We start from the raw sequence: 13,570 nt of genomic DNA, 5'->3' as shown, positions 1-13,570 counted from the left end.
TTAAGAAACAAATTTTAAAAATTATGCAGTTATCTATAAAAATAGTGAGGTAACGTCGGGAAAGTAATTGTCTAGTAAAAACCTATTGAATCTTTTGTGATAGTGGCGTGTAAAGTTTTTCCCATATTTCTTTTACACCGGCTGATGCATGTCCTTTTGCATAATGGATATGCTCATTTTCCGATAATGCCAATATTGCGTCACATGCATTTCCAACTGCAATCGCAGGATAACCGAGATTGAAAAGACTGAGATCATTTTCGGAATCTCCGGCTACAACAACCTCCCCATCATACTGGCATTTGTTAAGTACATATTTCAGAGCAGCACCTTTATTAATATTTGCAGGCAAAATATCTACATCTCTTTCACTGCTGAAAATAAGATCAACTGCTAAATTATGTTGCTTGATTGCTTGCTTAAGTATTTGAACTTGCGTTTTACTTGCAAAATAGGCCAATCGCCATGGTGTATCTATTGGCTGTCTGGCAATGTCGATGGATTTTGCTAACGTTTTTACCTGTTCAAAGTCTTCCTGCTTAATGTTGCCTGCCCATTCCTGATCAAGCTCATATGAGGGTCCAAGGTAAATCGAAGCTCCAACATCACATATTAAAATGTCCGGTTTTGGCAGTTGTTCACGTTCGATTAAATCAATCGCGGACTGTCTATATCTTCCTGTAATATATATAAGAGATGTGTTTTCAAGTGCCAGCGTTTCCCACAATTCAGTATGCGGAACCTTTTCACTAACAATCGTATTATCTAAATCAGTTGCTAAAACACGAGGTTTAAGGTAAGGAAATGTAAGCATTTTTTCGTTCATACAGCTCCTTTACTTTGCGGGAAATAAGAGACCAGTTAAATTCTTTTAACGCATATTGTTTTGCATCACGACGCATTTTTAATAATTTAGGCGAGCTCTTTAAGAAATACGCCATGCTATCGCTTAGTTCTTGCACATTAGCTTTAGGTACATGAAGACCTGTCACTCCGGATTTAACGACATCTTTTAGTCCACCTACATGTGTCGCAATTACAGGACAACCACAAGCCTGTGCTTCTGCAGCTACCATACCAAACGATTCATAATGTGAAGGCATAATAGTTGCTAATGCACCTGAATAAAGACTCTTTAACTGTTTTTCTTTTTTGGGGCCAAGGAATAACACTCGATCTTCCATTCCTTTGATTGCTTCCTTTAGCGGTTCGCTTATAGGGCAATAGTTCTTTACATCAACTGATTCCGGACATCCACCTGCAATAAGCAGCTTCACGTTATCAGGGACTTCATGCATTTCCAGCATCTGTCTGAATCCTTTTAAAAGATCAAAAATCCCTTTTGACGTTTCTAAACGGCCGGCATAAAAATAGTACGGAAATGAAATTTGTTTCTCTTCTTCGGTAGATGCCAGATACACTGGTGAAACTCCTACCGGCACAACGGATACCGCGCTTTTTTTCTTTGTAAAAACTTCAATCTGCTTCTTTTCATTTGGAGTAGTAGCAATAACTACATCCGCTTGTTCCATAATCAGTTTCTCAAAGTGCTTACGCTTACTTTCTATAAACCCTGTACCTTGCTCTTTTGCAATTGCAAGGGAGTGATTTGTGTGGCACCAGTAAAATGAATATTCTTTCTGCAGATTATATGCAAGTACTCCTGACAACCAGTAATGGGTATGAACAACATCATAACTGCTAATATCCAGTCCTTCTGTCATTTCTTCATATAAACGAGGAAGTAAAGTAAACATCTGCCGCTTATCAACAAAGCCTTTTTGACCACCTGCAAAGCGGTAAACTTTACTACGCTCACCCAACTGTTCAACAGCTGGCTTTTGCTCGTCACTCCAATGTGTAACAATATCAACACTGTAACCAAGACCGTCAAGCTGCAGGGCTAAATGTTTTACATAGTTGTTTTGTCCACCTGCTTGTTTACTTCCAAGCGGAATTAAAGGGTCGCCATGATCAGAAATAAATAATATCTTTCTCAAATGAAATCTCATCCTTTCGTTCTTAAGCAGCAAATCATAGCTGTAAAACTTTACTGCTGTCTTGCTGATTTTTATTGAAATGATGGTAACTTTTAATAAATTACTCTTCATTAGCTAGGTAGAATTTATAACTTCTTAAGCTGTTCTTTATTCTCGATTGATTCAAACACCCTCACACTACCTAGCAAATAATAGAAGAGAGATTAAGGGTATTGATTTAAATATTTTTATAAAATAGGCTCGATTAATACGTACCCCATATAATAACAATTAAACAAAATATTCTAAAAAATATTAAATATGAAACTTTACTATCATAGTAAAAAATTAAAATTAGTTTAAATTGCCTATTTTGCAGCAGTCATATATCAGTAAAGGCTTATTTAAATAACTTCAAGCGTGACCTCAATATTGCCTCTTGTTGCTTTTGAATAAGGACATACTTCATGCGCTTTATGCACCAGCTCTTCTAATTGTTCGCGCTCTATATCTGTCCCTTTCACCTGAAGCACAACACCAAGTTTAAATCCTTGATCTTGTTCATCTTTTAATAAGCTGACGTTAGCTGTAACTTCAGATGTAAATTTAACACGGGCCTTACTTGCAGTTAATTGAAGGGCACTATCAAAACAAGCAGCATACCCTGAAGCAAATAATTGTTCCGGATTGGTTGCATTTTCAATTTTTTTCGCTCGCGGTGTACCTGGCATTGCTGTTTCAAATTTTATTACCCCATCATCCGACTGTACTTTCCCTTCACGTCCTCCTGAAGCAGTTGCAATAGCAGTAAATAATTTTTCAGACATTCCACTTCCACACCTTTCAATTTTAGATACAACATACCTTTACCCGTTTTTCCCTTTTTTCAAAAGTGTTTTATGTTAATTAATTGTTAAATTCATTATTAGAAAGCAATAAATTATTCATTTAAAAGTTTTTACCGGTCGATCTATTTGCTGGGAAGAGCTGATTGGAGGCTGTGGCTGACAGGCGGAAGTTGTGTCATTAAGCCCTTCTATTTACTATTTTTATATATTGTTTTTTTCGTAACAACAGCTGTAGTGAAATCAATGCAAGTGTAGGTAATTGAGCAATTGCTTATGTTTTGAAATGTTGATGAGGGGTATCAACTTACAAGTATTCGTTGGGAGGGGATAGTAATATGTTTGGCATATCCGATCTCATTTCATTAGTCATTTCTGCATTTATTATTTTGCCTGCTGTCGTATTTCTTCGGGAGATGGGTTACGTAATTGTCAGCTGGCTGTTCGGAGTCATTGAGCCAAGAGTAACGATTGGATCTGGACGTAGAGTTTTTAAGTTTGGTATGTTCGATGTTCGCAGATACTATCATTTTTATAGCTGGTTTTCGTATGACAGATTAAAGCATGAAAATAAATTTGCCTATATTACTATTTATTCCGGACCGATTTTAATCAATCTTGTATTCGGTCTTACAATCAATTTTCTAATTGCCAACGGGGTAATTGAAGAATATAAAACATTTTGGGATCGCTTTGTTTTTTATGCATTTTATTATGTATTATTCGATGCGGTTCCGATGACCACGTTTAACGGAAAACCAAATAACGGGATGATAATTTATAAAATGATTCGCCATGGACAACGGATCGACTCGTCAAAAGAACACATTCTCCCCTCAACATCAGATGTGGAGAAAGAATATCAGGAATACATGAAAGAGATTGAAGAAAATGAAAAGAAGGTGAATAAGGATAATAATGACTAATCCGATCAGCAATTTAATTTCCGAACCAACTGTTAAATGATATAACCGTTACGGTCAGATTAAAAAGAACCAAGGCCTAAGCCTTAGTTCTTACCTCAATGTGCTGAATAGATGTCAAATATAAATTAGTTCCAGGCAGTCCGTTCACTTTCAGGCTCGTTCACGCCTGTTTTATTTCTTGTTGGGGAAACGTTGTTCTCTTTTGCTGGAGCTGCATTAAAAATAAAATCAAGTTCTGATACAAACTCTTCTTGCTGAGAGTTTTTACGATTTTGATTTACTTCTAGCTTATTCGTACTTTGCTCTCCTCTTACTTTTGCATTGTTGCGTTTAAAATTCATATTTGACATAGCCATCCTCCATTGATTTTTATTTGAAAAGTATAAGAGTTTTTTCAACTTTAAACTTTTCATTAAAAAGTTTAACCACTATTAACTCCTTTTATTAAAGATATATACAATCTCATTTCCCTTATTAGTGAGTTAGGTCCTCCAAATTACTTATTTTCATAAGAAAGTTCTACTATTTTACTAAATAATTAGGAAGATAGATTTATCCTATTTATTACAAACTAATACTATTTATCAATCTTTTGGAAAAAATAGAAATTTCGATATTCGGATAAATTCCATTGTGATAAATTGGTAATACCGCATTAAACTGAATAGTGCGAAAATTTAATACAAAGGGGAAATGAGAATTGAAAAAGTTTAAGTTTACGAGATTCTTTAGCAGTATTCTAGCTTTTGTTATGGTGCTCTCTTTATTAGTTCCATTCTCGACTGCAAGTGCTGAAGAATCAAAACCATTCAAGCAGGATGGGCAAAGTGAAAGCATCATAGAGCTAAAAGCAGCGATTGCTGAACAGCTCAGCTTATCTAAAGATGGGCCAACCCTTCATGAAAGCCTGCAAAATATTTCAGGCAATCAAGAGGTTGCAGTCATCGTTCATTTATCAGAAAAACCGGTAGCATTGGAGCAAGGTATCAGCCAAGTTAAAGGCAAAAAGTTTTCTAATGCCCGCGCAAATGAAGTACGTTCAAATATAAAAGCACAACAGGCGAAGGTTAAAAAAGAATTAATTGCCAAACAGGTGCAAATGACACAAGGATATACTTTTGATACGGTACTAAACGGATTTGCCGCAACAATTAAAGCAAATGACATTCCAAAACTGCTTTCAGTAGAGGGAATCACTTTGATTGAACCGGATGCAACGGTATACGCATCAGAAGAGATTACAACAAAATCACTAAAATCAAAAAAACCTTCAGAACTTATTAAAGATGTGCCAGTGGAAGCACAAATGAATACAAGTATTTCTTTCCTTGGTATTGAAAAGCTTTGGAATGAAGGAATTGAAGGACAAGGAATAAAAGTGGCAGTACTTGATACAGGTATTGATGCAGATCACCCTGAATTTGCTGACATTTATAAAGGTGGGAAGAACTTTATTCCTAACTCATCAACTTACGCTAAACCTCGTGCAGATGACGATGCATCGGAAACTTTACCTTCAGAGCGTCCGGCAGGAACACCTGAATTTAATGCAAACGGAAGCTCGTTCTATACTTCTCATGGTACGCATGTTGCCGGGACAATTGCGGCAATTGGCGCTAACGAATTCGGTATTAAAGGGATTGCTCCAAAAGTAGACCTTTATGCTTACCGTGTTCTTGGAGCATACGGAAGCGGTGCGACATCAGGTATTGTTAAAGCAATTGAAACAGCTGTTTTAGAAGAAATGGATGTTATTAACCTTTCACTTGGCGGTGGTGCTAACACTGAAACGGATGCAGGATCATTCGCTATCAATAACGCAATGATGGCTGGAACAATCGGAGTCGTTGCAACAGGTAACTCAGGTCCAAACCGTGGAACAATGGGCACACCTGCAACTGCCCGCTTAGGAATTGCAGTCGGTAACACAACAAATCCGGAAACAATGTATAACGGAGAAGTGAACATTACAGTAGGCGACTATAACTTTACAAAACAGCTTCCTTTAATGGGAACAACTTTTGGTAAAAACTTATCAACACAGCTTCAAGGTGAGTTTGATTTAGTTGCGATTCCTGGAAATGGGGAAATGAAAGATTTTGAAGGAATTGATGTTGAAGGTAAAGTGGCATTAATTTCACGCGGAAGTATCGCTTTTGTTGATAAAATTGCAAATGCAAAAGCAAATGGTGCAGTAGCTACAATTATCCATAACTTTGCCGGTGGATCGAATGCACCGAACATTTCAGGCACATTCCTTGGTGATTCATTTGAGTTCCTGCCAACATTTGATATGTCTGTAACGGACGGCGCTGCAATCCGTGCTGCATTGGCTGGTGGAACTGGAAAAGTAAGCTTTGGTAAATTTGCTTCAACTACAACAACTGGAGATGATGTAAACTCTTCCAGTTCACGTGGACCTTCAACACCAAACTTTGATATTAAACCGGACGTAACAGCGCCTGGAACAAATATTATGTCAACGATTCCTATGTATAAATCGGACTTCCCTGATGCAGTTTACGATGAAGCATATGCTCGTAAAACAGGAACATCTATGGCAACACCGCATATTGCTGGTATCGTAGCTTTAGTAAAACAGGCAAATCCTGATTGGGATGCGTTCGATGTAAAAGTGGCACTTTCAAATACAGCAAAAGTATTGGATACAGCAAAATATGATGTGTTCTCTCAAGGTGCTGGACGGGTAAATGCTTATGCGGCAGCTCACCCTGATATTCTTGCATATGCACTTGATACAGCAGTTTTAGACGGCAATGGTGAAATTGTAGAAAACAAAAAAGGGACGGTTACTTTTGGTCCTCAATCATTGAAAGACGGTAACATTTCTGTAACGAAACAAGTATTAGTAAAAGACATTAAAGGAAACGGCGGTAATTACAACGTATCCGTAGATGTGAATAAAACATTTGGCGATGCTGCTGTTACAGTGGATCAGCCAACATTTACTTTAGCTGGAGAGCAGCTTTTAAACATTACACTAACTGCTTCACAAGCTGTAGCACCAAACGGCTCTGAAATTTTAGGTTTTATCCACATTAATGGTGGATCTACAGAAGCTTCATTGCCATTCGCGGCTGATTTCGGCAGCGCGGCAGCAACTGAAATTAAAGATTTCAACATTACAGAAACAGACCTGTCATTTAACGGGGACGGTATTAAAGACTCTGGTGTACTTTCATTCACATTAACTGGTGATGTTACAACGAACTATATCGAGCTTTGGGATATTATGAATCCTGAAGGCGGAGAATATGGGGACGGCTACATCGGTTATCTGCATTCAGGTACCGCATTAGGTAAAGGCTCTTATACGCTGAATGTTGGCGGGCAGTATAAACCTTGGGGCAGTGCGCCTTCAACTACGATTCCGGATGGTCTATATACAATTGACTTTACTGGTCTTGCAGCTACAGGAGTAGTTTCGGATTATGTAGGACCGATTGTTGTAAAAACGACAAAACCTGAAATTACAGGTTCAGAAGCTGAGGGTGTAGTATCAGGACAAGTAACTGATAAATACATCGACTACAATGAAGAATTGTATTTATACGGTTTAGACTACAACTTAAATGACAAATTAAAAGCTTCATATGTTGCGACTGTAAACGGCGAAGTACAAGCACCAGTTGCATTCGATTTAAATCAGGACGGCAGCTTCAATTTCCCGGTAACAGCAGAAACAAATGCTGTAACAGTAGTTATTACAGATGCTGCTGGTAATGTTGGAGAAGCGATTATCTTTGAAAAAGAAGTAGTAGAACCTGTTGTAACGCTTTCTGTAAATCCGACTGAACTGGACCTGACAGCTGGAGAAACTGCACAGCTTGCGGTTACAGAAACAACGACACCTGCTGAAGGTGATGCAACAGAAGAAGACGTAACTTCAAAAGCTGCTTATATTGTGGCAGATGAGAATGTTGCTACAGTTGTAAATGGTTTAGTAACTGCAGGAGCAGAAGGCAAAACGACAATTACTGTATCACATGGTGAAAATGAAGCTACAGTAACGGTTACAGTTAAAGCTCCTGTAGTGGAACAACCAGTTGTAACTCTGGAAGTCGACCAAGCTCAAGTTGAGACAAGAGTCGGTAAGGAAGTTACGGTTAAAATTACTGAAGTAACAACTTTAAATGGTGAAACAACAGAAAAAGATGTTACAAAACTTGCAAACTACCAAGTAGAAAACGGTAAGATTGCTACTGTAAAAGAAGGCACTGTAAAAGGAAAAGGCCAAGGTACTACTTCTGTTACAGTAACATATGGTGAACATACTCTTACGTTCGATGTCAATGTTGTAAAGCCTGGTAATGGCAATGGCAACGGCAACGGCAATGGCAATGGCAACGGCAACGGCAATGGCAATGGCAACGGCAATGGCAACGGCAATGGCAATGGTCCTAAAAATAATAATGAAGTTACAGAATATGAAATTTAATTAATCTTATAGCTAGTATTGCTAAGTTTAAAACTTCATCCCCCGATGGAGCTTAAACTTAGCCTTTTTTTATCCTTAAGAAAAAGGATGCCTTTTATCAAAGCACCCTTTCAAAACTTATCCGATTACTATTTCTTTTTTCTTATTAAACTCTTTATTTTCCAAGTTCACTTTTTCAGGCTTAACAACGAAGATACTAATTAAAGTCGCAATTGTGAACAATGCTGCAATTACGTATAATACCATGTCATAAGATTGTGTCTTTTCCAGAATAATTGCACTTAGCTGATTACCCGTCAAACCTGCAAATGCCCAGGCAGATAAAGCTAAACCATGCACAGTTGAAATACTATCGATACCAAATCGGTCTGATAATAGCGGCGGTAAAGATGAGAATCCTCCCCCGTAACCTGCATTTACAATACAAAGTAAGGCAATGATAAGAATTGCCATAGAATTATTTATACCATCAAATACAACGGTACATAAAATAATGCTAATAGAAGAAATAAAAATAATTTTATAAATGGAGTTACGATCTTTTAAACGATCCCCCCATGCAGAAAATGCAATTCGCCCACCTGCATTGAAAATTGCCGTGAGCGAACTAACTAAACCAATCGCTCCAAATCCAATGAAAGCTAAAATACCTTTTTCTTGTGAGATTAAGGCTAACCCACATGTAATATTAATATAGAACATTAGCCAAATACCGATAAACGTTTTATTCGTCAATACTTCTCTATAACTAAAGCTATGCATTCCAATACTTTCTTCTTCATGTCCAGCCGGTTTCTTTAAAATTAAGTGTCCGACAACCATCATTACTAAATAAATCACTGCTAAAATATAAAACATTGTATAGATATTTGTAGGGTTTACTAAAATCCCTTCACTATTTCGATTACCGAGTAACTTTTCCATTAAAGGACTTGCAATAACTTTTGCTAAGCCAAAGCCCGCAACAGCAAGACCCGTTGCCAATCCCTTTTGTTCTTTAAACCAAAGCATCAGTGTTTTTACAGGCGTTAAATAGCCAATTCCAAGGCCAATCCCCATCACAACTCCATAAGAAATATAAATACCCATCAATGATTTTTGATAAATAAAGAAACCTGTTGCTGCCATCCCTGCAACAAAGAATATTGCCGCAAGCAAGGATGACTTATGAATATCCTTTTCAACAAATTTCCCTCCAAAAGCCGCAGACATACCAAGAACAAAAATAGCGATACTGAATGCCCATTCCACTTCACTGACCGGTTTTCCGATATAAGAGGCAATATCTCCCTTAAACAACGACCAGCAATAAACAGTACCAATACTACAGTGAATCAATAAAGCTGGAATGACCGCACGCATCCACTTGTTTTCAAACTTCCCCACTTTAAAACTCCTCATTATTCATTTAATCCAAAACACGAACTTTAATTAAAAATAAACAAGTAAAGTTCGTATATTAACTATATTATTATTAATAATTAGTAATTTATAGATTAAATATTTTATTTTCACGAACATTATCAAAGTGATTATATAATAATATTCATAATAAATGAATAATAATTTTAATATAATTTTTTTATTTATAGAAAAGTTTCATAAGTTATTCAAATTACTCTGTACATAAGCAAATAAAAACAGCCTAATCATAGTAATTAGACTGTTTTGAAGTAGCAAAATATACCTTCTTATTTGACGGATACATTTAAAATCTATTTAAATGTTACTTTCACAGTATAGCCTAAATTTCTGTAAAAACCTGCGAGAACTTTCTCGGCACTTTTTTCTGCTGATTCCAACAAACCTATTTCAATGGCCTCATCTTTGATCTTTTCCTGCGCTTCCGTTGCCAGGTCAAATCCCTCATCCCATTTCACTTCCCCACGGAATAACCCTTCATCTGAAAAAGTTTTGACATCTTCCATCTGAATAGCAGGATCCTGTATAAAAGTTGCTCGGGGCAGGGCGATCTCTAACTCTTTGTCATCTTCATTGATTTTAATATCATCCGATGTCACTTCTTTAAGATTAACGCCGGCAATGACTGTAGCAGGGACTATTAATAATAACTCTCTTTTTGTACCTGGTAAATTAACTGAAATATCATTTCCAAACAATTTATTATCCTCTTGCTCAATGATTACTTTCATATGTGCTTCTGCTGTTGCAAGCATTGCTAATTCTTGAACCTGTTCTACAAATACTGTACTTTCTTTTTTAAATGTATTACCGAAAAATAACCAAGTACCCCCAAATGTGAAAAGGATAAGAAGCAATGCAATTAATAAAATCTTAAATCCCCAAAATTTAAATATAACCTTGAATATTGCTCCGGAAATATTGGTGTTTCCACTGCGTTGACCTATAACCGCGGTGGCAGCACTTTCTTCCTCACCCTTTTTCAACTCCTGCAATACTTGTTCAATTTGTGTTAATGCTTCATCTTTTTTACTCATGGCGTCTTCCCCCTCCTTGATGTTATTGAGGAAAATTAAATTATAAATTCCATATTTATACTTGAATATCATATCAAATTATAAACCGTATTAAAAAAGGTTACTACGAGATATATATCGGAGGATGTGTAATCCTTTTTCATATTTTTCAAATCTTGTTAATAGCAATTTTCATTAAATACATTTAAACTATCGAATGGAATTATATTAAGAGAGGTTACAATATGAAAAAACAATCGTTGTTTATACGAGGGACTCTATTTGCAGCAATTTTAACAGGTTTATTCTTTTTACTTTATAAAAGCGGTATTTCTGTTTCCGATCTGTCACCCCAGCTTATTTTAGAGCTTGCCCATAACAATCTAACTATCGTTATTTTAATAATGATATTATTAATGTTCCTGCAAAATTTATTTACATTTATCCCGTTAATTTTAGTCATCACGATTAATATTGCATTGTTTGGATTTTGGCGTGGTTATTTTTTTAGTACCTTCAGCAGTGTTATTGGAAGTACATCAATTTTCCTTTCCATTCGCTACTTTTTCGCTAATTTATTCTCTTCAGAAAAACTAAAAAAGTATGAGCAGCAAATAAATCAAAACAGCTTTCTATTTGTTCTGTCGGGGCGTATTTTGCCATTCCTTCCTACGAATTTAATTAATATCGTATCCGGCTTAAGCAAAATGAAAATATCGTATTTTATCTCAGCTACTACAATTGGAAACATGATTTATGGACTTGTATTAGCCTCTGTTTCTTATGGAGTTGTCTCTGTATCACAGCAATATCGGCAACTATTTTATGTGATTATTGCAACTGTCGCCATTATCGTTGCGGTTCGATTCATTAAAAAGCAACGTACAAGCAGTATATAAAAAAAGAAGGTATTGCACCTTCTTTTTTATTTTGTTTATTAGCTTATATGTCGGCCATACCGTATGGCTCGTCTGAACAGTAGGGCCGGACCATACCGTCTTTACAGAGGCTAAGTATTCTTCCTTTGAATAAAGGAAATAATATTAATATATAATGCCGTCATCTCTTCAGGGGTCTTATCTAGATTATTTTGAACCCATTGTTCAATCAATCCTAAAAAAGCAGATGTGATAAAGGCTAAAAAGTATTCCATCGAGACATTTAAATTTGCATTGAAGCTTTCATTTCCCTCCAGGTTTACTCGCACCTTTTCTGAAAAGGCTGCTCTAAACCGAAGATGAAAACCCGCTCTGCCATGTTCACTTAAAAAGATTTTTAAAAGTGGTGCCTGCATTTTTATCGAATTAAATAATGCGGAAGCTAATTGTTCCTGCCCTTTTTCAAACGAATGTGTAGATGAATACTTCGATTGCAATTCATCAATATAATCCCCTAGCTCTTCAAATAGTTGTAATTCAATCTGATCCAGCAAATCAAATTTATCGATAAAGTGTAAATAAAACGTTCCACGATTAATCTTGGCTGTTTTCGCAATATCCCCTACTGTAATTGAATCGAAAGTTTTCTTTTCCAGCATCTCCATAAATGATTTTTGAATAAGCTCTTTTGTTCTTCGGTTTTTTTCTGTATAAACGCTCAAAAAAACACCATCTTTCATCAATATTGAACAATCTGTTTATTTTGTTGATTGCTTTGATTTTCCCTTAAATTATAAAATAAACGAGTAATAATAAACAACATGTTGAAATTTGAGAAAGGATGTAATTCATTTGAGATTATTTAAAGAAAAATTAGCATGGGCTGCTCCTATTGCTGTTATATTAATCATTGCACTATTTTCGGTAAACTTATTCGCACAAGGAAATCCGCAAGTAAAAAATCTGCCGGTTGCTCTTATTGTTAACGATGAGGGACAACACGTTGAGATGGTTCTCGAGGCTGTGGAACAAATGAGTAAAGTTGTAGACGGTTCAGAACCAGTTATAGCATTTACAAATGAGAAAGAAGAAAATATTGAATCACTATTTGCAGATAAAACGTATTATGCAGCACTTGTCATTCCTGAAGGTTACAATGACACACTACAAAATGCACTAACAAATAATCAAGCTGCCAAACTGCAAATATATATTAACCAAGGCTTTAATATGACAGGTGCAAACTTTGCAAAAACAGCTTTAAACAGCTTTGTATCTGGAGTGAACGACCAATATTCCGCAAACTTTTCAGCACAGCTTGGTACTGAAAAAATTGATGCAACGCAAGCTTCCATTTTAGTAAATCCAATTGTTGCTGAAGAAAAAATATACAATCCTATTACAGCTTCTACTGCAAACGGTAGTGCCCCAACTTTATTGGCAGTACCTGCATGGGTAGGTGCGTTAATCGGTGGATTCATTGTATTTTTAGCAACATCAAGCATCTTTAAGAAAGAGCTGTTAACACGTAAACAAACATTAGGCCTAATTGGCGGGCAATTTTTATTCGGCATAATTATTGCCCTATTTTCAGGCTTCACTGTTGCAACACTTGCACAGATCGCAGGTATTAATATGCCAAGCTACTTCCTGGTGGCTTTCTTTGTATCATTTGCAGCATTCTGTTTCTATTTATTAGTATCGGCAATTACCGCATGGATTGGCAAACCAGCTATTACATTATTCATGGTTGTCATGCTTTTAGGTATGGGTGTTCTTATGACACCACAGGAAATGCTTCCAAGTTTCTTCGTAAACTTCATTCGTCCATGGGTACCAATTCGCTTTGCTTCTGAAGGTTTACGGGAAATTTTCTACTTCGGCAGCGGATTCTACACAGGCGCTTCCTTCAACACAATTTTAGGAATTGGTATTGCAGGGTTAGTAATTTTCTTACTTTCTATCTTCAAACCGGTAAAAGTAAAAAAACAACAGAACTAACACATTAAAAAACGTTATTTTGCATTCAGTGCAAAATAACGTTT

General features: G+C 36.3%; 11 protein-coding genes. 4 read left to right on the top strand and 7 right to left on the bottom strand.

All coding sequences use genetic code 11. The features are described 5' to 3' along the window. Window positions 1-82: 82 nt before the first annotated feature. The 3 genes from ACQKN3_RS17565 to ACQKN3_RS17555 all read right to left on the bottom strand — a co-directional run bounded on the left by ACQKN3_RS17565 (window position 83) and on the right by ACQKN3_RS17555 (window position 2,806). Window positions 83-826 carry an HAD-IIB family hydrolase gene (locus ACQKN3_RS17565; protein ID WP_427713666.1) on the bottom strand — a complete coding sequence of 248 codons (744 nt, stop codon included), beginning with the start codon at window positions 824-826 and terminating at the stop codon, window positions 83-85. Next, window positions 792-2,000 (bottom strand): glycosyltransferase, encoded by a 1,209-nt coding sequence (locus tag ACQKN3_RS17560; protein WP_251690966.1) that lies wholly within the window; start codon window positions 1,998-2,000, stop codon window positions 792-794. The genes ACQKN3_RS17565 and ACQKN3_RS17560 overlap by 35 nt, the downstream gene beginning before the upstream one ends. A gap of 383 nt (window positions 2,001-2,383) precedes the next feature. Then, window positions 2,384-2,806 (bottom strand): organic hydroperoxide resistance protein, encoded by a 423-nt coding sequence (locus ACQKN3_RS17555; protein WP_251690968.1) that lies wholly within the window; start codon window positions 2,804-2,806, stop codon window positions 2,384-2,386. 356 nt (window positions 2,807-3,162) lie between these two features. Between ACQKN3_RS17555 and ACQKN3_RS17550 the strand changes: the two genes are divergently transcribed. After that, a complete protein-coding gene (locus ACQKN3_RS17550; RefSeq protein WP_427713662.1) occupies window positions 3,163-3,750 on the top strand; it encodes a hypothetical protein in 588 nt (195 codons plus the stop codon). A 125-nt stretch (window positions 3,751-3,875) separates the two neighbouring features. On the opposite strand, the gene ACQKN3_RS17545 is transcribed toward ACQKN3_RS17550, so the two are convergent. Next, complete coding sequence (locus tag ACQKN3_RS17545; RefSeq protein ID WP_427713659.1) at window positions 3,876-4,100, bottom strand: hypothetical protein; 225 nt, start codon at window positions 4,098-4,100, stop codon at window positions 3,876-3,878. Between the two features lie 350 nt (window positions 4,101-4,450). Between ACQKN3_RS17545 and ACQKN3_RS17540 the strand changes: the two genes are divergently transcribed. Next, window positions 4,451-8,209, top strand: a complete 3,759-nt coding sequence (locus tag ACQKN3_RS17540; protein ID WP_427713657.1) for a S8 family serine peptidase — start codon at window positions 4,451-4,453, stop codon at window positions 8,207-8,209. A gap of 117 nt (window positions 8,210-8,326) precedes the next feature. Here the strand turns inward: ACQKN3_RS17540 and ACQKN3_RS17535 are convergent, their stop codons facing one another. Further along, entirely contained in the window at window positions 8,327-9,595 is a 1,269-nt protein-coding gene (locus ACQKN3_RS17535; protein ID WP_427713655.1) for an OFA family MFS transporter, read from the bottom strand. Window positions 9,596-9,924: 329 nt separating this feature from the next. Then, window positions 9,925-10,668: a DUF4230 domain-containing protein gene (locus tag ACQKN3_RS17530; RefSeq protein ID WP_427713653.1), complete on the bottom strand. Its 744-nt coding sequence runs from the start codon at window positions 10,666-10,668 to the stop codon at window positions 9,925-9,927. 224 nt (window positions 10,669-10,892) lie between these two features. On the opposite strand from ACQKN3_RS17530, the gene ACQKN3_RS17525 reads away from it, so the two are divergent. After that, the gene (locus ACQKN3_RS17525; RefSeq protein ID WP_427713651.1) at window positions 10,893-11,546 is read left to right on the top strand and encodes a TVP38/TMEM64 family protein; all 654 of its coding nucleotides are present in this window, start codon (window positions 10,893-10,895) and stop codon (window positions 11,544-11,546) included. A gap of 110 nt (window positions 11,547-11,656) precedes the next feature. Here ACQKN3_RS17525 and ACQKN3_RS17520 read toward each other — a convergent pair whose 3' ends face one another. Next, the gene (locus tag ACQKN3_RS17520; protein ID WP_251690982.1) at window positions 11,657-12,247 is read right to left on the bottom strand and encodes a TetR/AcrR family transcriptional regulator; all 591 of its coding nucleotides are present in this window, start codon (window positions 12,245-12,247) and stop codon (window positions 11,657-11,659) included. A 130-nt stretch (window positions 12,248-12,377) separates the two neighbouring features. On the opposite strand from ACQKN3_RS17520, the gene ACQKN3_RS17515 reads away from it, so the two are divergent. Continuing rightward, window positions 12,378-13,526, top strand: coding sequence for an ABC transporter permease (locus ACQKN3_RS17515; protein WP_427713648.1), 1,149 nt, complete (start codon window positions 12,378-12,380; stop codon window positions 13,524-13,526). The last annotated feature ends 44 nt before the right edge of the window (window positions 13,527-13,570 follow it).

The sequence above is a fragment of the Solibacillus sp. NPDC093137 genome, from assembly GCF_050280445.1.
In the GTDB taxonomy this organism is placed as follows: domain Bacteria; phylum Bacillota; class Bacilli; order Bacillales_A; family Planococcaceae; genus Solibacillus; species Solibacillus isronensis_B.
This window is presented reverse-complemented; position numbering and strand designations above follow the sequence as displayed.

Coding starts and splice junctions, on each gene's coding strand:
- ACQKN3_RS17565 (WP_427713666.1), bottom strand. CDS start 826: ATGAACGAAAAAATGCTTACATTTCCTTACCTTAAACCTCGTGTTTTA.
- ACQKN3_RS17555 (WP_251690968.1), bottom strand. CDS start 2,806: ATGTCTGAAAAATTATTTACTGCTATTGCAACTGCTTCAGGAGGACGT.
- ACQKN3_RS17550 (WP_427713662.1), top strand. CDS start 3,163: ATGTTTGGCATATCCGATCTCATTTCATTAGTCATTTCTGCATTTATT.
- ACQKN3_RS17545 (WP_427713659.1), bottom strand. CDS start 4,100: ATGTCAAATATGAATTTTAAACGCAACAATGCAAAAGTAAGAGGAGAG.
- ACQKN3_RS17530 (WP_427713653.1), bottom strand. CDS start 10,668: ATGAGTAAAAAAGATGAAGCATTAACACAAATTGAACAAGTATTGCAG.
- ACQKN3_RS17525 (WP_427713651.1), top strand. CDS start 10,893: ATGAAAAAACAATCGTTGTTTATACGAGGGACTCTATTTGCAGCAATT.